This is a genomic window from Bacillus cereus group sp. RP29 (assembly GCF_040459765.1).
Classification (GTDB): domain Bacteria; phylum Bacillota; class Bacilli; order Bacillales; family Bacillaceae_G; genus Bacillus_A; species Bacillus_A paranthracis.
Genome location: NZ_JARVHN010000001.1, coordinates 2,020,501 through 2,038,604, shown reverse-complemented (window position 1 = coordinate 2,038,604; position 18,104 = coordinate 2,020,501). Strand labels below are relative to the sequence as shown.

Sequence of the window (18,104 nt, the reverse complement as noted above, 5' to 3'; positions counted from 1 at the left end):
TACCTAATCGTTTTTTATTTTACAAGTACATTTTCTCTTAATTCTCTCTTCAACACTTTCCCTAAAGCATTTTTCGGTAACTCTTCTACGAATACCACTTCTGGAATTTTGTAACTTGCTAATTTCTCCTTACAATACTGAATAATACTTTCTTCTGTTACTGTTGTTTCGCCATCCTTCACAATGTAAGCTCTTGGAATCTCTCCCCAAAATCCATCTGGAACTCCAACTACTGCAACTTCTAAAACACCATGTATTTCATGAATAACATCTTCTACTTGGTCTGGATATACATTGTCACCACCACGTATAATAACGTCTTTATATCTTCCCATTATGTGCAGGAATCCGTCGTCATCTATCATGCCAGCATCGCCCATGTTAAACCAATTATCTTTTACTACCTTCTTTGTCGCCTTTTCATTATTCCAATACCCTTTAAACATGTATGGACTTCTTACATGAATCTCTCCAACTTCATTTGCTTTAAGTTCATGTCCTGTTTCTGGATGAACAATTTTCACCTCTACATTTTTCAAGGCTTTTCCTACAGAAGACATCTTTTCTTTTCCCATCATTGGATGCCATGATGTTACAACCCAACCTTCTGTACTACCATATCCTTGCACCATATAGATTCCTTTTTCCATATATTTTTGGATGAGTGTTTCTGGCACTTTTGTTCCACCACTTTGTGCTACTTTAAAGGTTGAAATGTTACGTTCTTTTTTATTTAGTTCATCAAGCATATAGCTATAAACAGCCGGGAATGCAAGCATCGTAGTAATTTTCTCTTCTTCAATCTTATCCCAAATAAGAGTAGGACTCGAATCAGCTAAGAAGATCATCGTAACACCATGATAAATACAATTTAAAATAGAAAGCATGCCACTCATATGAAATAATGGATGCACGGATAAAAAGCGTTCACCTGCTGGAATTTCTCTTTGTCCTGCAATCTCTGCAAAATAATGATGTAAGTTTTTATGTCCAATTACGCATGCTTTTGCCTGTCCAGTCGTTCCTGAAGTAAATAAGTAAATGGCATCATCTTCTTCATGAACTTCTACGTTCGGTTCTGTCATTGGCTGTTTTTGCAACTCTAATTCAAATGAACCAAAGCCTTCTTTTGTCGTTTGAATTACATAAGGAATTTCTTTAACAGCATCAACATTTAATAACACTTCACTAAATTCTTCATCAATAACTAACACTTTTAATTTCGCTTCTTTTGCAATCGTTTCTAATTCATATACAGTAAGCTGATGATTTAGCGGAATACATACCGCTCCAATTTTTAAACTTGCCATCATAACGCTTGGAAATGGGTGATTATTTTTGCATAGTATTCCTATACGATCTCCTCTTTGCACACCATTATGTAATAAATAATGTGCAAGCTGATTTACTCGTTCATTATATTGCTGAAACGAATATCTTTTCCCTCCGCCTACAAGCGCTTCCAAATTTGGTGATTGCATTGCTCTTTTTTGTAATAATTTTTGCATCGTTCTCAAGTAAAACTCCCCTTTATATATGTTAGGTTTTTTATTTTACCAGATTAACTATTAATTTACTAAAGATTACACTTAGTGAATATAACAAGAATATAAAATAGCCATTTACTTCACAAGTAAATGGCTATTTCCTCTTATATATTAGAATACTTCTTGTTCATTACATATTGCACATACTCAGGTGCACTTTTATCAATCTCTTCATCACTTAATTTATATTCGGCACCATATAAATAAAATGAAGGTATAAATTTCATGTCTGTATATAAGCATGTAGCTTGGAATGGTTTCGTCAACTCATCCATCGTAATTCCGCTATTTTCATAATCTTTTTCTAATCCACCTATAGAAACTGCTACACCAAACTCTTTTCCCTTCACTTTATCCCCTTTTGATCCGTATGCAAATCCATATGTTAATACATCATCAAACCATTTTTTTAATAATGGCGGTGTGCTGTACCAGTAAAGCGGAAATTGGAATATATATCTGTCATGTTCTACTAATAACTTTTGCTCTTCTTCAATATTAAACTCCCAGTTTGGTGCCACTTTATATAATTCATGCACCGTAATTTCATCTGAATGTTTCTCAAGTTCTTCTATCCATCTTTTATTAATTTTTGATTTTTCAATATGAGGGTGTGCTACAATTACAAGTGTTCTCATCATTTTCCATCCCCTTTATAAATGAATCAATCCTTTACATATTAGTATGAATGCATTACATATAATTGAAAAGTACGTACTTTCAGGTGCTATAGGAACCTTGAGGTACCTTTGGAGGTGTTATATGCATCAAAATGATAACTGTCCAATTGCAACGACGCTCGATGTAATCGGTGGAAAATGGAAAGTTCATATTTTATGTGTTTTGATGGATGGAAAAATGCGAACAAATGAAATCCGACGAGAAATCCCAAACATTACGCAAAAAGTTCTGACTCAACAACTTCGGCAACTTGAAGCTGATGGGATTATCCATCGTACTGTATATCAAGAAGTACCACCAAAGGTTGAGTACACAATAAGCGAATACGGGAAATCTTTAATGCAAATTATGAATGAACTATTTGAATGGGGAAAAGATCATCAGCTCAAAAGATTACATGACTAAAAAGGCACTATATACTTTGTTTAATCCTCAATGTTTATATTTTGTGTTTTTATAAATTTTATTTTTATCGTTTTTGGGCTAACTTGTTTTCTTAGATTGATGGACGTGACCCCACATCCATCAATCTAAAAAGATATAATTAGAAAAATGAGATTTCTATACAATTTCGCATATAAACACTACTTCTACCTCATTAAACACTTGCCCGACTTTTTCTAATCTCAATTGTACGTAAACTATAAAGGAGCACACCTAAACCGAGAATTTTTTCGTTATTAGACGCATTAGAACCTAAGGTAATAGTAGGTACATTTAAACCCATAAACCTTTCACTCCATTCTATAGGCATATATCCCTGCTTACCAATTACTAATGTACGTCCATCTATTGTACGGAGAGTACTTTGAATAAAATCAAACTCAACTTCTACATCTGACAATTTTGTGGCTTTATCTGTCATCAAAGTACCTCGTATCATAGTAAATCCTTGTATCATTTTTTCTTTAAACATACCAATCTGATTATAATTTGAATCATAGACTACCCAATCATATCCGTCCACTTCAGTATGAAAATAAGCTAGAATTTCCCCGCTACTCGTTTCTAATCCGTAAACATCTTTATTATGTAAAAAGGGTATTACTGAAAAAAGAATATTTGATGAAACCATCTTTGTTCCTGCTATATACTTACCATCAGGATGATATAGACCAAATTGCTTGTTTCGTTTTGGTAATTCTAATACAACCAAAGTATCAACATCCCAAAATGTTGCATTACTTTTTATCATATTCTTTTGTATCAACTTTCCTTTTCTTAACTGCCAAAATCCAATCCCAAAAAAGATAGAAGCAGCGATAACAAAAAAGATAAACTGCCCCCAATTAATATGTCCCCAATCTTCATATACAGCGCATAAAGCAAGAATAAAAATACCCGTCCCAATTAACAGTTTCAACTTTCCTTTTCGTTTATAGTAATCAAATAATTCCATTTCTATATCTTCACCCCTTATTTGTGGTTCCTAACTATTAATATATCAAAAACATATAATTCCCTCTATTCAAAAATATAAGTTCTTCCACTGTCCACTGCATTGGAAACAAAGTGATAGTCGGCCTTTTGAGCTCAAACTCCTGAGAAAGAATAAAAGCGAAATCAATATTTTTTTATTTTAGAGATAATACCATATCACCATCAAGCTAATAAAAAGATACTCCTTAAAAATAAAAAACGCTATTCTCTCTGTAAAATCATAGAAAAGAATAGCGTTTCTTATTTTGAAATAGAAGTCAGCATTTAAACTAAACATGCTAATATTGATTTTGTGCGATTGTCAGTTACTTCATAATAAATTTCTAATCCTTTCCGAGTACCTGTAACCATTTTAGCAGCCTTTAGTTTAGATAAATGTTGACTAATTGTACTTTGAGGCATTTCCAAATCCCCATACATTGTTGTTACATTAGTAGGACCTTTTGCAAGCATTATTTTTACTAATGATAAACGAACAGGATGCGCCAATACCTTTAGTACTTCAGAGATTTCTTCAAACATTTCTTTTTGTTCTTTCATCTTATTGCTCCCCTTTTATATACATATTTATGTTATCCATATATATAATTCGAAGGTATATACAATTTTATGTCCGTCATTTTAAAAAAATATAAAAAAACTTTTTCTCGAAACTAAAGGAGTATCTTCACATAATGTCTCACTATTAGAACTCTTATAGATACAGATGTATGTACTCTACACTCAGCTCACTAAAATTAATAAAAAAGAGAGCAGATAACCTGCTCTCTTAAGATGCCTCCTTATGTTCCGTGGAATGTTTTACACTTCCTATTCTCTTTAGCTTATTCCAACCTACCGCTACTCCTCGAATCGATGAGAATATAGATTTAACGACAACATAAGTCATAAATTGACGATAAATAAAGCGTTGTAAAATTAACCATACTAATGGTTTCGGATTCTCTTCCTCTAATTTAAATGCAAATAGAGATGCGAGAAGATCCATTAAAAAGAATACAAAATAAAATCCTAAAACTTTTAGCGGATCACTACTAAATAACCCCATAATCATTAATATATCTGCAAAAGGAGCAATGAATTGCAAAACATATTGGAATAACCACATGTTAGGCAATGCAATAAACCCTAACGTTTTATGCTTTGAATTACATAACGCTTTTCGATGTTTCCAAAGACATTGAAGTGTACCATATGACCAACGATATCGCTGTTTAATGAGACTTTTCACATCTTCAGGTGACTCCGTAAAAGCATACGCCTTTTCTTCATATACAATTCTATGTCCTTGACGTAAAAATGTAATAGTAAGATCTGTATCTTCTGCTAATGTATCTTCGCTTAAATATCCAGATTCAACTACATTCTTCTTACGCCACGCCCCAATAGCCCCTGGAACGACTGTAATACAATTTAACTCATCAAAAGCTCTACGTTCTAAATTAAATCCTGTTATATATTCAACATGTTGCCAAGTAGTTAACAAGTTTCGTCTATTCCCCACTTTGACATTACCTGAAACTGCTGCTACATTTTGATCTTCAAAGTGTCTAACCATGAGAGAAATGGCGTCTTGCGCAATAATAGTATCCGCATCTAAAGTGACAATGATCTCTCCTCGCGATTGTTGAAACCCTAAGTTCATTGCCGATGATTTCCCGCCGTTTTCTTTCTGAATGAAACGAACTTTAGGGTGTTTATAAAATGTTTCTTGCATTACTTTTGACGTACCATCTGTCGATCCGTCATCCACAACAATAACTTCAAATTCTCCATACTTACTATCCAAAATTGAGCGAATTGTCTTAGCTATTACCTTTTCTTCATTATATGCTGCTATGACAACACTAACAAAAGGTTGATAGGACGAATGAATAGAGCGAGATAGCGTTTTTCTTTTCTGCTTCCACGCAAAATAAATTAAGAATAAGAATCGAAAAATCCCTAATCCAATAGCAATATAAAAAATAGTTGTTAATATATGTTTAAAGTATCCCGCCCCTGAAAAGACAGCTTTATTGTAAAGTAAATATTGCTCACCCTCAGAAGAAACTGGGGGCATAATTTCATCTCGTTCTTTATTCATTAAATCTGAAATTGTTACAAAACTATATCCATGCTTTTTAAGCTCTTTAATAATGATCGGCAACGCCTCTACCGTATGGGTACGATTCCCTCCCGCATCGTGGAGAAGAATAATATTTCCCTCTCCCTTATAAACGGGATTAAGAGCACGCTTTACTAATTCATTTGTTGATGGTGTTGCCCAGTCCTCAGGATCCACTTTTTCTGCTACCATTGTATAGTTCATATTTTGTGCCCGTAAAATAGGCAATATTTCATTTGAGGAATCCGGGTTCGCATCCGCTTCGTATGGTGGCCTAAACAAAACTGTAGAATGCCCAGTTATTTCCTGGATCAGACGTTGTGTCGTATTAAGTTCTACTTTTGTTCGTAGTAAAGACGTATCAGCTACGTTAGGATGCTTGAAAGTATGATTGCCAATTTCATGCCCTTCATCGTATATTCTTTTCACAATACTAGTATTTAGTTGCGCGTTTTCACCAAGGACAAAAAAAGCAGCTTTTATTTTATTCTCTTTTAATATATCTAAAATTTCCGGCGTATATTTCGGGTCTGGTCCATCATCAAATGTTAGTACTACTTGTTTCCCTTTCGGTTTTCCATATCGTTGCACTTCGTATGCAGATGGTAAGGATTGATATACTTCATCTGTAAGATAACCATCTTTACCTACTTTAAAATCTCTCAATCCATTTTGCTTTTCATTCTCAATCTGTAAAATTTCACCTTGTCCAGAATAATTCACTTCATCTAAACTAGTGATTTTATGTAATACATCAGGATTTTTTTGTGCCTCAATCGGATTTTTTAAAACTTTCCATATTGTAGGATCTTCTGCTCCTAATCTCCATAACGCAAACCCCTTTGCTTTGTTGTCCATTGCGATTTTCACTTGATTATAGAGAGTAACGCCGTCTAAGAACCAAGCAGTATGTTCTTTATCTCCTGTTTTATATCTAAAATAAGGATTTCCACTCATCTTATCCCATTGAATATTCATATCTGAATTATGAGCCATTACCATAACTTCTGAAAAAGTTAAAGATTTCGCCGGTTCCTTACTATTTACTTTCCAATCATATCCATAGTTACCGAAAGCAACTATAAGTTTATCAGACGGAATATTCAGTTCTTTCAATGTGTGTTGAAACCATTTATTTGAAGCAATTGGTCCTGGCTCTCCTGCTCCATAGTGCTCATCGTACATCATTACAATCATTCGATCTATTATTTTTGCTAACGCACTATAATCAAAAGCCTTATCATTAGCTGGAACATCTTGTGTAACGAGCAAATCATGTTTATGAAAGACCGTAGTAAGTTCTTTCATAAAATTTGTTAAGTTTTCTCTATCACTTTCAGGTACGGCCTCAAAGTCAATATTAATACCCGCAAATCGATTCTTTTCAACTTGCTTTACTAAATCATTTATAAACTTTGTCTTTACATCATTTGAGGAATTCAGCAACTTATGAATTAGCCCACTATCCGGACCAGAAGCTTCCTCAGTATAGTTAGTTAGTAAAGGCATAATTTTCACTTGATTTTTTTCTGCTAACTTTACTATCTCAGGTTTTATCTCACTTCTAATCGTTAAATCTGCTTTTAAATGATACCACTCCGGTACTAGCGTGGTTAATGAATCAATATTTTCTTTTAAAGAAGCGGTACTATTTTCATCCCAGTTTACATAAAAACCATACACTTCTTTACGTTGTTTACTATCCTTCGGCGAATTCACCAAATTTTTATTATCCTTCGTTTCGGTATTTGGTTTAAACTCTTCCTTCTTTAACTGCTGATCACTAAGTTTTTGATTAATTGGTACAAGTTTAGTATCTTGTTGTACAGCTGTATTCATATTTGGAATTTCTGGTGTTGAAAAAATACTTCGAAAGAAAAAATAAAATACAATACTTACGCTAACTATTGAAATACATAGAAACGAAATAAAAGCTATGTTTCTTCTTCCTTTCGGATCATAAAAAACAGGTTTTACTTTATCTTTCTCTTGTTGAATGTTTTTCTCCATTATATTTTTCACATACTCCTTCTTAATAGAACGATAGAATAATAAAGTGCAACTTTAAGCAGCCCAACTCCCACCTAACTTCTTTGCCCTAGCCAAATTTTGAGATGGGAGTTTTACTGCCCGCAATAGTGAGATAACTCCTTTTCACTTTAAAATGAATCTCCCACTTCTATATTTCTATTGATTCTTCTTTTCATTCCCTTGCTGGTGGCCTCTATTTTCTTGTTGAGATCCTCTTCCGTTGTTCCCTTGCTCGTTTCCAACACTTTCTTTCTGGGATCCTCTTCCGTTGTTCTCTTGCTGGTGCCCATTATTTCCTTGGGACCCTCTTCCGTTGTTCTCTTGTTGGTGCCCAGTATTCCCTTGGGACCCTCTTCCGTTATTTCCTTGCTGATTCCCATTATTCCCTTGCGATCCTCTTCCGTTGTTCTCTTGCTGGTGCCCATTATTTCCTTGGGACCCTCTTCCGTTATTTCCTTGCTGATTCCCATTATTTCCTTGGGACCCTCTTCCGTTGTTTCCTTGCTGATTTCCATTATTCCCTTGTTGGGATTCTCGACCGTTGTTTCCTTGCTGATTCCCATTATTTCCTTGTTGGGATTCCCTACCGTTATTCTCCTGCTTATTCCCTCTATTTTCTTGCTGAGATCCTCTACCATTGTTTTCTTTTATTTGCTTCGTTGGCTGTTCCTCTATTTTCTTTTGTTCTTTATGCTCTGGCTTCTCATATTTTTTGTCTTTTACAGAAGACAAATCTGGCGATACATCAGGAGATGACTCCGGCTGTGATTGCACCTCTTCTTCGTTTTCCACCGGATTAGACGGCGTGGCAGGCGGCGTAACCGATTTGTTCTTCTCATTCTCTTGCATTATATAGACACCTGTACCAATTCCAGCTTTTCTAGCATTCTCTCGTACTTGCATCGTGCTACTTTGATATTCGACTGTAATATGTTTTAGCTCATATTCTTTCTTTAATTCTTTCATTACCTTTTCCAACTTCGGTTCTAGCAACTTATCCTTTGCAATAGCGGTTAGCATAACTTGCTTATCATTCGTTAAATACTTATCCTCTTGACTCTGCTTTATAATTGTACGTATTACTTCTTGCAATTGTTTATTTTCCCATTGCTTCAATTCTTTTAAAATACGCCTTCCATCATCATTACAAGCTTGTAAATCTATAACGCGAAGATCCTTCGTTACGCTCACTTCTAAACTTGGATTTATATCAACTGAGACGTAAGCGAATACTTTTTCTTCCGGTTGGTTGTAGAAAAATAACAGCGCACATAGAAAACAAGCAACAAGTAATGATGCCGGCTTTAAGAAATAAGGGATTGAAAAACGCGATGCTTTTTGTTCTTGCTCATCAAATGAAATTTCCTCTCCAATCATGCAAGAATCCCCTTTTCTTTTACACGTAATAAACTCTCCATTTGGCGTTAAAACAACTACGCTATGTTTTTTTATATCCATCACAATTCCTTTATTCATCATGCTTCCCTCCCCTTATATAATCAAGAATGTATGTATAGTTGTTTGCGAAGATAATACACATTGCAATGATATATTTTCTATGCCGTTCCAACGTTTTACGACTTACCCTAACACGCGGTTCAATATGTTTAAGCGGTAACTTTTTCTTCCGGAACAGCTCCTCCATCATTTCCTCTTCTTTTATAATCATCTTTACAATTTCTATTAAGTGTTCACGCGTATCACGATGCTTAGGAGATTCTTTAGCAAGCTCTGAAAATGTGATTTTAAACTCAGCTAACACACTTTGAAAATGGAGAATTTCTTCCTTACGGTTACCATTTTCTATTTCCTTCATATACTCCGTAAGCGATACTTGCATTTCTAACATTTCCTCTTGCTCATCTTCTTTTAAAAAGACAAGGTTATGCTTAGACTCCTTGCGTATATAGTCAATTACATCTCTTTTTATAAGAAGATCAGCAAACGCTAGAAAAGATTTCCCTTTTTTATATGAATACTGTTCAATTGCTTCGTTAAACGCAAACAATCCAATACTATATTCATCATCCTGTTCTGTAATATATCGGCGGCAGACAGACGAGATTGATTTTCTAATAAACGGCTGATACTGTACGATAAAAGCTTCTTTATCTTCTTCATTATTTTGTATGTTACATACGATATCTTCTATTTTCGGTTTTCTTAAGATCTTCATTACTAAACTCAACACGGGTAATCTCTCTCCCTCCTTCTGCTTGAAATAGAAAAATGGTCACTAAACAAGTGACCATTCAACCACAGTTTCTTTAGGCTTGTCTTCTTGTTGTTCATATTTTTCAAAGCCAACTTTTCTATCGTTCTTACAGTTAGGCTTACATTTCACTCTACTTTCTTATTTTCTTCCGCTTGTTTTGCTTGCTCTGTTTCTATTTTATCTGCAATCCTTGAATAACTCTTCTCTATATCATTGGTAATTTCACCCTTTTATTTCGGATGCCCCACTTAATCTAGTAATTTTATTAACACGTCAATATTCTTTCATAATCAATTTTCTTCTATTTATTTTCTTCACTATACATATTCGGAGGAATACAAAGTTTTATGGGGGTCAAAAAATATTTTTTATAAAAAATACATATTTATTTCAAAAATAAAAACCATTGATTTGAAAAGGACTAATCAAATTGATGGTTTTCTTATCATATCTATTAAATTAAGTTCGGCTCTCATTATGTATAAAAAAATCTGCTGTTCTCCCTATTTCCTGCCGCTTTTCTCCATCGTTATCTTTCTTGATTATCATAATATGTCTTATCTGCATATTTTTGATCATTTCCTTTTAGATAAGCTAATATTACTTTTGGATTTTTAAGTAAAGCCCAGTCTCCATATGCATCAAATCTTCTGCATGAAGTTATCATGCCATTTTTAATGGTACCAAATTTCTTATTATTTCGTTTTCCCCATTCTTTTAAGCGTTTCGCGAAATCTGCATCCTCTGCCATAAGCATGTTTTCATTAAATCCGTTAATTGCCATAAAATCTTTTCTATAACACCAAAAAATCCCCACAGATATAGCTCCGTACTTAAAAAGTAAGGGAATTATAATTAGAATTGCAGAAAAGAATATTCCAAAAGACATTCTTTCGAACTTCCCATTCACCCCACCACCAATATATTTACCTGAAGATAAATATTTATCTACATTAGATAACAAAGACTCTGTCATTATCGTATCAGCATCTATAGTAACGATTATTTCTCCACTAGCTATTTCTGCCCCTGCATTTCGGATTTTAGATAAGTTTTTATCTTCATTTTTTAATGTAATACAATCATAAGATTTTGCTATTTCCTCTGTTTTATCTGTGCAACGATTTAAAACAACTATAACTTCCGTTTGCTCTTTATATGCCACTGATGCTTTTGCAATTGAATCCAAACATTTTCTAATGTACTTTTCTTCATTATGTGCAGGGATTATAATAGAAAACTTCACATCTTTTTGTAAATCGCTTCCTGAAGATTCGTTTATTTCAGTCATAATATTCCCCCTTATTTTAGATAAATATATGTTATACATAACATATATTAAAATTGATTAAGTTTTATTATAAAAAAGTACTTAAAACAATATAGACATATTATTTTAATTGTAATAGGGCTACTATTAAGCTAACAAAAATTGACGTTGCATAAGCTTAGCTTAATAGGGACGTGTTGGGGCCTCTATATAAAAAACCACAGTTTACACCCAAACTGTGGTTTTTTGACGTACAATGATTTATCAACTTCTGTTTTTAGTCTTAAAATCTGCAACAGAACCAGGATCCCTCCTGAAAGTATAAATTCCAAGGAGGGAATCCGTTTTTTTATTTACTTATATACGTACAGCTGTACCACTTACCGCAACCATTAACATTCCATCACGAACAACTTCGTAATCTACGTCAATACCAACGATAGCGTTCGCACCTTTTTGTTTTGCAAGTTCTTTCATTTCGTCCATTGCGATATCACGAGCTTCTTTTAGCTTACTTTCATAAGAACCAGCACGACCACCGACAACATCACGAACAGAAGCGAATAAATCGCGTACAATGTTGGCCCCCATAATAGCTTCACCATTTACAATATCAATATAGTCAATAATTTCTTTACCTTGAATTCCAGACGTTGTTGTTACAATCATGTTTGACACCCTCCTAATTTTTTATAATATTCAACTGCATGTGTCTCTCTATGACATATGCAATTAAATAAAAGGAATAAAATTGTTTAACATATGTATCGCTATAACATATGCAAGGGATCTATTAGAAATAAGATAAGCTGCAGTAAGCATCACCGCGCCAGGTAAATAGATAGCAATATCCGAAAGTTGGTTCGTGTGAAGAAGTGTAAAAATTATAATCGAAACGATGGATGCAATAGCAGTACCAACATATTCCGAAAAACGATTTACTAATATATGGCGAAATATAATTTCTTCAATTATTGGTCCTATAATCCCAAATACAAGTAATGTGAATATAATAGGCATCTCTGCGCCATTTGTAAGGATCTGTTCTTGGTTCTCTGGCTGACCTGTATTTAGAAAATGCATAATAGAATTTTCCACAATTATCATAAGTAAAACTACCATAGGAATGCTTACTATTTTCAAAATTGTTTTCTCTTTAAAATAAGTAAAACTTTCAATAATTTCTTTCCTAAAGAAAATGATTCCTACAATAGCAGGTACAGTCACACCGATGGCACTAAGAGCAAATTCTGATTCAACTAAGTTGCTGTTAGTTAAAAGGGATATGCCAAATAATATGAACAAGCCAATTTGAAGTAGTGCAAACAGTATATAAACTATTAGCATAATAAGTTCTTTTGTATTCGTTTTTATAAAGCTCACTTTATTACCTCCATAATGAAATTACTTAGAATCTTTGATTTTTCTTTCTGCATAACGTTCTCCTTCTAAATATACTTATATAAATTCCAGACCGGACGGTTCGGTCTGAAAACTAATGATACTATAAGTTTCTAGTTTTTTAAACCCGCTTTATAAATTATTTACAAAATCAAAACGGTACAAAGCAAATAAATTTATATTTCAGCTCCTGATTTACAATCAAATTCCAGTACTCATTCATTATTAACAATTAATCTTTTATAGTATGAAGTGATACGGCTTTTAACCGCAAGATCTCCTAATTAAACGAAGTGAAAATGAGAGTAGTTCAAACATTTTAGCTAAACATATTAATTAAAATTATATATAATACTCATATGTCGATACGGTAAAATTAGTTGCATGATATGACTGAATTAACCAACTGGTCATATTGTTTTTGACAGAAAATTCATTCGAATAGTATGGATAATACAGTTTGAGGTTTCCATCAGATAGGAATTGATAAGATATTTTTTGTTCCAAACTTATTTATACTCACAAAAAATCAAGAAAATAGAGGGTAAACATTACCTGGAATATTAAGCTCGTTTTTATTAGGAGGACTATAAAGCATGACTAAAGTTGATAAGGTAAAAGAAAAAATTATTGAAACATCTTTATATTTATTTAATACTAATGGGATAACTCGCACATCCATTCAGGATATAATGACAGCCACTGAACTACCGAAAGGATCTATTTATCGTAGATTCAAAAATAAAGAAGAAATTGTTCTTGCTGCCTACGACAAAAGTGGTGAGATTATGTGGAGTCATTTTCATAAAGCAATGGAAAATAAAAAGACAGCAATCGATAAAATCCTTGCAATTTTCCTTGTATATCAAGATGCAGCTAATAACCCCCCTATCGCCGGAGGCTGTCCATTGCTTAATAGCGCAATTGAAAGTACTGGAGTATTTCCAGAATTACAAAAAGCAGCAGCAAAAGGCTATGATGATACAGTAATGTTAATGGCTTCTCTCATAAAAGAAGGAATAGAGAAACAAGAACTTAAAGAAGAGATAAACATTATTTCGCTCGCTTCTTTCCTTGCCTCTTCAATGGAGGGCGCTATTATGGCAAGTCGTGTATCTAACGATAATATACACCATCATTATTTTATTGAACAAATAAAACATCATCTTTTCTCTTATTCTAAATAAGTGAGAACTTGCATTGCTTTCATTCAATTTTTATAGACTTAAATTGAATAAACCCCTCACATAAAGAATGCTTTCTATTTATGTGAGGGGTGAATAGTTTTTAGCAAAGGTAGCTTTTTAGGCGTTGTATATTATGCATACAACCAATCTATTTTTTTACATACCTCTCCTCACTATCTTGACGTGGATTTTAGGTTCTTATTTGTTACTGGTTAACCAAAAACTTTATAAAATCTCACATGTTCTTAGCTTGATAGCGATGCGCCGCTTCCCTATTTAAAAGAATGTAAAAAAGGCCAACAATTCAAGATTGTTAGCCTCCATATTCCATAATCGTGCATTTTAAAATACTACAAACGACTGGATTCTTCAACTTACACTATATTCTCCTTTAATTACAAAAAACGAACCCCGAATTGTTCCAGCTAATTTAGACTTCTGCCTAGCAAACTTAAATTTCTCTGCCAATTCTGTTGGTACCTCCATTCCATCAGAAAGCTTAAATCCAACAGCCCTCTTCTTCGGGTTATCCAATGTATACATGACGTTAATCACAAGACCATCTTCATAAAAGACGTATGCAAACTTAATATTTTCCACTTGAAAATACGATGTTTCTAAAGGTTTCGCCGCAAATTCAATATCACGTTCTTCCTTCAAAATGCGGTTCACATAATCAAGAGTCTTCTGGCTTGCACTAGCTGGTACAACTATAAATTCATGCTTGTATTTATTCATAAAGTAACGGGCTTCATGAGCACGTAAACCAGCTAGCGCTTCTACTATAGGTGAAGACTCTAAACCAACTGTAGTTACATTTTTAAAATCAACGATACAGGACAATTTCATCTCTCCTTTTAACTATTTACTTCCTAACAACCGGAATCCACATTTCACCAAACACTAAACCGTTTCTTTTCCCCATCTCAACCGTCGTATTTGGTCCACCAACATAAGCAAAATCTGTTGCTTCTCGTAAAGCCTGACCGAAGGCGATACCAGTAAGCTTATTACTTAGCTCTTCAGCTGTTTTGTCTTCCCCTTTTACTACTAAGTATTCTCCCTTAGGAAACTGAATCACTCTAGATTCTTCTTCTATTTGTGCTTCTGTCATGACGCCCGCATAATACATCATCTTGTTATTCACCGCTTCGCTCACAGAAAAAATGTAATCATTTGTAGCTAGAGCCTTTAAAGTATCCAACCTTCCATCTTCTTTAACAGCCGACCAAAAGTCTTCCTTTTCTTTTTTTATTCCAACAAAATCTGTATATTCACTCTTAATTTCAGTTCCAATACCTAACACAATAAAGCTATCTTTTTCTTCAATCGTATAATTTTTCATATTCAAAACCTTCCTTCTTTTAAAATGAATCAAATGATTTATCTTTTCATCTGATGAGTTTATAATAACTTTAAATCATGTCAAAAAATGATACTGTTTAGGAGAACCAAATGAAAAAAGTTGAACGGATTAATACAATTATGCGGTATATCAACAATCGCTCCCACTTTACAATTTCAGAAATCATACGAGAATTTAACATCTCTCGATCGACAGCTATTAGGGACATTAGAGAAATAGAAGCTATGGGCATGCCACTTGTTGCTGAAGTTGGGAGGACTGGGGGATATTTTGTTATGCATAACTCTATCCTGCCCGTTGTTCGCTTTACTGATAACGAAGTGAAAGCTCTTTTTATTGCCTTTATGGCTACAAGAAATCAACAACTTCCCTATTTAAAAAGTCGTCAATCTTTAGCCGAAAAACTGTTAGGACTCATCTCAGAAACCCAGCAAGATGATATCGTTCTTTTAAATCAACTCTTGCTGTTTGAAGGGACTAACCCATATAACCCTGATCTACTTGAGCTTTCTGACCTCCCTCACCCTATGTTAGAAAAACTCATCCAAATCCTTCTTTTGGATAGACATTTATTGATTTCCATTAAAGAAGAGAAAGAAATCAAGTCTTATTCCATTTATCTATTACACCTGTATCAAGAAAAAAGTCAATGGATCATTGAAGGTTTTGACTTAAAAGAAGAAAAGAAGAGAATGTTTCCTGTCGATCATCTCATCCATATCGAACCATACACGACGAAAAAAAAGCTAAATAAGAAAAAGATTTTAGAAAAACTAAGTAAGAAGGATGAAGTGATTAACCTTATACTTGAACTTGGTCCAAAAGCAATTGCCCAATTCAAAAAATACCACCCTTTCAAAATTTCAATATCTTATACAAATCCTTACCAATCCACAGCCATTTTAAAAACATTTATCAATGTTAACAATTCGGATGAAGTAACGGAAATAGTAAATTGGCTACTTTTCCTAGGGAAAGATATTACAATTAGGGAAATGCCTGAAGAAATACTAGAGAATTTACAAAAGCAATTGTGCTTTTACACTCCATAAGCAGTGAGCCATTGTCACTGGGTAGATATCCTTTTTTAATATCATTTTATTTACTACAGCGAGAGCACAACAAATAATAAAAGCACGGAAAATCTTTCCGTGCTTTTTCAAAGATATATATTATTTCGGACGATTTATTTCACTTACCCTAACTGACGTTTAAATGCTTTACTAGCGAAAAAGTAAGAGATGATCATGATCCCTACGCACCAAGCGAGCGCAATCCAAATATCGCTTCCAACAGATCCTTCATATAAAAGAGCACGAATCGCATTCACGATTGAAGTTACAGGCTGGTTTTCAGCAAATGCACGAACAATTTTCGGCATCGTTTCGGTAGGTACGAAGGCCGAACTAATAAATGGAAGAAAAACGAGTGGGTACGAATATGCTGTCGCCCCTTCCATAGACTTCGCTTTCAGCCCTGGAATGATAGCCAACCATGTTAGCGCTAACGTAAACATCCCTAGTATCCCAGCTACTCCAAGCCAATCTAGAATATTCGCACTGGAACGGAAACCCATTAAGAGCGCAACAAGAATAACAACTAAGATAGTAAGTACATTCGCAACAAGAGAGGTTAAAACGTGAGCCCACAATATCGATGAGCGCTTAATAGGCATCGTAATGAAACGTGCCATAAGCCCACTCTTTACATCCGTAAATAATCGTACAGAAGTGTAAGCGACACCAGATGCGATAGCCATTAGCAAAATTCCTGGCAATAAATAATTGACGTAGTTATCTGTTCCTGTTTGTATAGCCCCACCAAATACGTATACAAACAATAGCATCATCATAATCGGTGTAATCGCTACCGTAATAATTGTATCTGGACTACGCATAATATTGCGCATTAAGCGCCCAAGTAATACCCCTGTTTTGCTTTTCATTTACATCTCCTCCTTTTTGCCAATGATCGCAAGGAATATTTCTTCCAATGTAGGCTGCTTCTCGATATACTCCACTTTTGCTGGCGGGAACATCTCTTTCAGTTCAGTAAGAGTACCTGTCGTAATAATTTTTCCACCATGTAAAATAGCGATACGGTCAGCTAATTGTTCTGCTTCCTCTAAATACTGGGTTGTTAGTAAGATAGTTGTTCCTCCACCAGCAAGCTCTTTAACTGTATCCCACACTTCAATGCGCGCTTCAGGATCAAGCCCAGTCGTTGGTTCGTCAAGAAAAATAACTGCTGGCGCCCCGATCAAACTCATCGCGATATCAAGCCGGCGCTTCATCCCGCCTGAATACTGATCTGCCCTTTGATTGGCCGCATCTGTCAGGCTAAATCTATCAAGCAAATCGTCAGCAACTTGAGCAGGATTGGAAACACCACGTAACTTGGCAATCATGATTAAGTTTTCCCTCCCGGTAAGCATGCCGTCTAAAGCTGCAAATTGTCCTGTCAAACTGATACTTTGACGAACATGATCTGGTTGGCGCTTAATATCAAATCCGCAAATACTTCCTTCACCGCTATCTTGTTTCAGTAGCGTCGAAAGGATGTTAACCGTTGTCGTCTTTCCCGCTCCATTTGAGCCTAGCAGCGCGAAAATTTCTCCACGCTGCACCTCAAAATCCACTCCCTTTAAGACTTCTTTATCTCTAAAAGCTTTTTTTAACCCTTTTACAGAAATCGCTGCATTACTCATACTTTTTCCCCCTTATAAAATTAAATTACCTGCACCCTCTATTTAGTACCACTGATAATCTGTATTACTTAGTAGTGGTTTAAAAATATAACTGAATAGCGATGGCGTTAATTCACATTTATGACCAGCTAATCAGTCGGTATTACTTGTTG

The 18,104-nt window shown here is 34.5% G+C and carries 17 protein-coding genes; 3 read left to right on the top strand and 14 right to left on the bottom strand.

Features of this window, described 5'->3' with window-relative positions:
* Positions 1-14: 14 nt before the first annotated feature.
* Both QCI47_RS10720 and QCI47_RS10715 read right to left on the bottom strand, forming a co-directional pair.
* Complete coding sequence (locus tag QCI47_RS10720; RefSeq protein WP_353812006.1) at positions 15-1,508, bottom strand: class I adenylate-forming enzyme family protein; 1,494 nt, start codon at positions 1,506-1,508, stop codon at positions 15-17.
* A 143-nt stretch (positions 1,509-1,651) separates the two neighbouring features.
* Positions 1,652-2,185 carry an NAD(P)H-dependent oxidoreductase gene (locus QCI47_RS10715; RefSeq protein WP_002170196.1) on the bottom strand — a complete coding sequence of 178 codons (534 nt, stop codon included), beginning with the start codon at positions 2,183-2,185 and terminating at the stop codon, positions 1,652-1,654.
* A 124-nt stretch (positions 2,186-2,309) separates the two neighbouring features.
* Between QCI47_RS10715 and QCI47_RS10710 the strand changes: the two genes are divergently transcribed.
* The gene (locus QCI47_RS10710) at positions 2,310-2,633 is read left to right on the top strand and encodes a winged helix-turn-helix transcriptional regulator (RefSeq protein WP_000554057.1); all 324 of its coding nucleotides are present in this window, start codon (positions 2,310-2,312) and stop codon (positions 2,631-2,633) included.
* Between the two features lie 193 nt (positions 2,634-2,826).
* On the opposite strand, the gene QCI47_RS10705 is transcribed toward QCI47_RS10710, so the two are convergent.
* The 8 genes from QCI47_RS10705 to QCI47_RS10670 form a co-directional block, all read right to left on the bottom strand.
* Positions 2,827-3,627 (bottom strand): hypothetical protein, encoded by an 801-nt coding sequence (locus QCI47_RS10705; protein ID WP_000418468.1) that lies wholly within the window; start codon positions 3,625-3,627, stop codon positions 2,827-2,829.
* A 305-nt stretch (positions 3,628-3,932) separates the two neighbouring features.
* A complete protein-coding gene (locus tag QCI47_RS10700; RefSeq protein WP_000662957.1) occupies positions 3,933-4,208 on the bottom strand; it encodes an ArsR/SmtB family transcription factor in 276 nt (91 codons plus the stop codon).
* Positions 4,209-4,437: 229 nt separating this feature from the next.
* Positions 4,438-7,785, bottom strand: coding sequence for a trifunctional glycoside hydrolase family 18/polysaccharide deacetylase/glycosyltransferase family 2 protein (locus QCI47_RS10695; protein WP_242227892.1), 3,348 nt, complete (start codon positions 7,783-7,785; stop codon positions 4,438-4,440).
* A 177-nt stretch (positions 7,786-7,962) separates the two neighbouring features.
* Positions 7,963-9,285 carry an anti-sigma-I factor RsgI gene (rsgI, locus tag QCI47_RS10690; RefSeq protein ID WP_076875315.1) on the bottom strand — a complete coding sequence of 441 codons (1,323 nt, stop codon included), beginning with the start codon at positions 9,283-9,285 and terminating at the stop codon, positions 7,963-7,965.
* A complete protein-coding gene (gene sigI / locus QCI47_RS10685; protein ID WP_013246469.1) occupies positions 9,275-9,997 on the bottom strand; it encodes an RNA polymerase sigma factor SigI in 723 nt (240 codons plus the stop codon). The genes rsgI and sigI overlap by 11 nt, the downstream gene beginning before the upstream one ends.
* Before the next feature lie 553 nt (positions 9,998-10,550).
* Positions 10,551-11,312 (bottom strand): glycosyltransferase family 2 protein, encoded by a 762-nt coding sequence (locus QCI47_RS10680; RefSeq protein ID WP_144532891.1) that lies wholly within the window; start codon positions 11,310-11,312, stop codon positions 10,551-10,553.
* Positions 11,313-11,648: 336 nt separating this feature from the next.
* Positions 11,649-11,960 (bottom strand): YbjQ family protein, encoded by a 312-nt coding sequence (locus QCI47_RS10675; RefSeq protein ID WP_000637502.1) that lies wholly within the window; start codon positions 11,958-11,960, stop codon positions 11,649-11,651.
* Between the two features lie 63 nt (positions 11,961-12,023).
* Complete coding sequence (locus QCI47_RS10670) at positions 12,024-12,674, bottom strand: CPBP family glutamic-type intramembrane protease (RefSeq protein WP_000008257.1); 651 nt, start codon at positions 12,672-12,674, stop codon at positions 12,024-12,026.
* Positions 12,675-13,288: 614 nt separating this feature from the next.
* Here QCI47_RS10670 and QCI47_RS10665 point away from each other — a divergent pair.
* Positions 13,289-13,879: a TetR/AcrR family transcriptional regulator gene (locus QCI47_RS10665; protein WP_047376240.1), complete on the top strand. Its 591-nt coding sequence runs from the start codon at positions 13,289-13,291 to the stop codon at positions 13,877-13,879.
* A gap of 369 nt (positions 13,880-14,248) precedes the next feature.
* Here QCI47_RS10665 and QCI47_RS10660 read toward each other — a convergent pair whose 3' ends face one another.
* Both QCI47_RS10660 and QCI47_RS10655 read right to left on the bottom strand, forming a co-directional pair.
* Complete coding sequence (locus QCI47_RS10660) at positions 14,249-14,728, bottom strand: hypothetical protein (RefSeq protein WP_025991629.1); 480 nt, start codon at positions 14,726-14,728, stop codon at positions 14,249-14,251.
* Positions 14,729-14,744: 16 nt separating this feature from the next.
* A complete protein-coding gene (locus tag QCI47_RS10655; protein ID WP_000801047.1) occupies positions 14,745-15,224 on the bottom strand; it encodes a GyrI-like domain-containing protein in 480 nt (159 codons plus the stop codon).
* A 110-nt stretch (positions 15,225-15,334) separates the two neighbouring features.
* Here QCI47_RS10655 and QCI47_RS10650 point away from each other — a divergent pair, with 110 nt between their 5' ends.
* A complete protein-coding gene (locus QCI47_RS10650; protein ID WP_000755048.1) occupies positions 15,335-16,297 on the top strand; it encodes a helix-turn-helix transcriptional regulator in 963 nt (320 codons plus the stop codon).
* A gap of 143 nt (positions 16,298-16,440) precedes the next feature.
* Here QCI47_RS10650 and QCI47_RS10645 read toward each other — a convergent pair whose 3' ends face one another.
* On the bottom strand, positions 16,441-17,190 hold the full coding sequence (locus QCI47_RS10645) for an ABC transporter permease (RefSeq protein ID WP_000837823.1): 750 nt from the start codon (positions 17,188-17,190) through the stop codon (positions 16,441-16,443).
* Positions 17,191-17,952, bottom strand: a complete 762-nt coding sequence (locus QCI47_RS10640; RefSeq protein ID WP_000063321.1) for an ABC transporter ATP-binding protein — start codon at positions 17,950-17,952, stop codon at positions 17,191-17,193. It abuts the gene before it with no gap.
* Between the last annotated feature and the right edge of the window lie 152 nt (positions 17,953-18,104).

Excerpts from the sequence above, each read along its gene's own strand:
- QCI47_RS10720 (WP_353812006.1), bottom strand. The coding sequence starts at position 1,508 with ATGCAAAAATTATTACAAAAAAGAGCAATGCAATCACCAAATTTGGAA.
- QCI47_RS10715 (WP_002170196.1), bottom strand. The coding sequence starts at position 2,185 with ATGAGAACACTTGTAATTGTAGCACACCCTCATATTGAAAAATCAAAA.
- QCI47_RS10710 (WP_000554057.1), top strand. The coding sequence starts at position 2,310 with ATGCATCAAAATGATAACTGTCCAATTGCAACGACGCTCGATGTAATC.
- QCI47_RS10705 (WP_000418468.1), bottom strand. The coding sequence starts at position 3,627 with ATGGAATTATTTGATTACTATAAACGAAAAGGAAAGTTGAAACTGTTA.
- QCI47_RS10700 (WP_000662957.1), bottom strand. The coding sequence starts at position 4,208 with ATGAAAGAACAAAAAGAAATGTTTGAAGAAATCTCTGAAGTACTAAAG.
- QCI47_RS10695 (WP_242227892.1), bottom strand. The coding sequence starts at position 7,785 with ATGGAGAAAAACATTCAACAAGAGAAAGATAAAGTAAAACCTGTTTTT.
- rsgI (WP_076875315.1), bottom strand. The coding sequence starts at position 9,285 with ATGATGAATAAAGGAATTGTGATGGATATAAAAAAACATAGCGTAGTT.
- QCI47_RS10680 (WP_144532891.1), bottom strand. The coding sequence starts at position 11,312 with ATGACTGAAATAAACGAATCTTCAGGAAGCGATTTACAAAAAGATGTG.
- QCI47_RS10675 (WP_000637502.1), bottom strand. The coding sequence starts at position 11,960 with ATGATTGTAACAACAACGTCTGGAATTCAAGGTAAAGAAATTATTGAC.
- QCI47_RS10665 (WP_047376240.1), top strand. The coding sequence starts at position 13,289 with ATGACTAAAGTTGATAAGGTAAAAGAAAAAATTATTGAAACATCTTTA.
- QCI47_RS10660 (WP_025991629.1), bottom strand. The coding sequence starts at position 14,728 with ATGAAATTGTCCTGTATCGTTGATTTTAAAAATGTAACTACAGTTGGT.
- QCI47_RS10655 (WP_000801047.1), bottom strand. The coding sequence starts at position 15,224 with ATGAAAAATTATACGATTGAAGAAAAAGATAGCTTTATTGTGTTAGGT.
- QCI47_RS10650 (WP_000755048.1), top strand. The coding sequence starts at position 15,335 with ATGAAAAAAGTTGAACGGATTAATACAATTATGCGGTATATCAACAAT.
- QCI47_RS10645 (WP_000837823.1), bottom strand. The coding sequence starts at position 17,190 with ATGAAAAGCAAAACAGGGGTATTACTTGGGCGCTTAATGCGCAATATT.
- QCI47_RS10640 (WP_000063321.1), bottom strand. The coding sequence starts at position 17,952 with ATGAGTAATGCAGCGATTTCTGTAAAAGGGTTAAAAAAAGCTTTTAGA.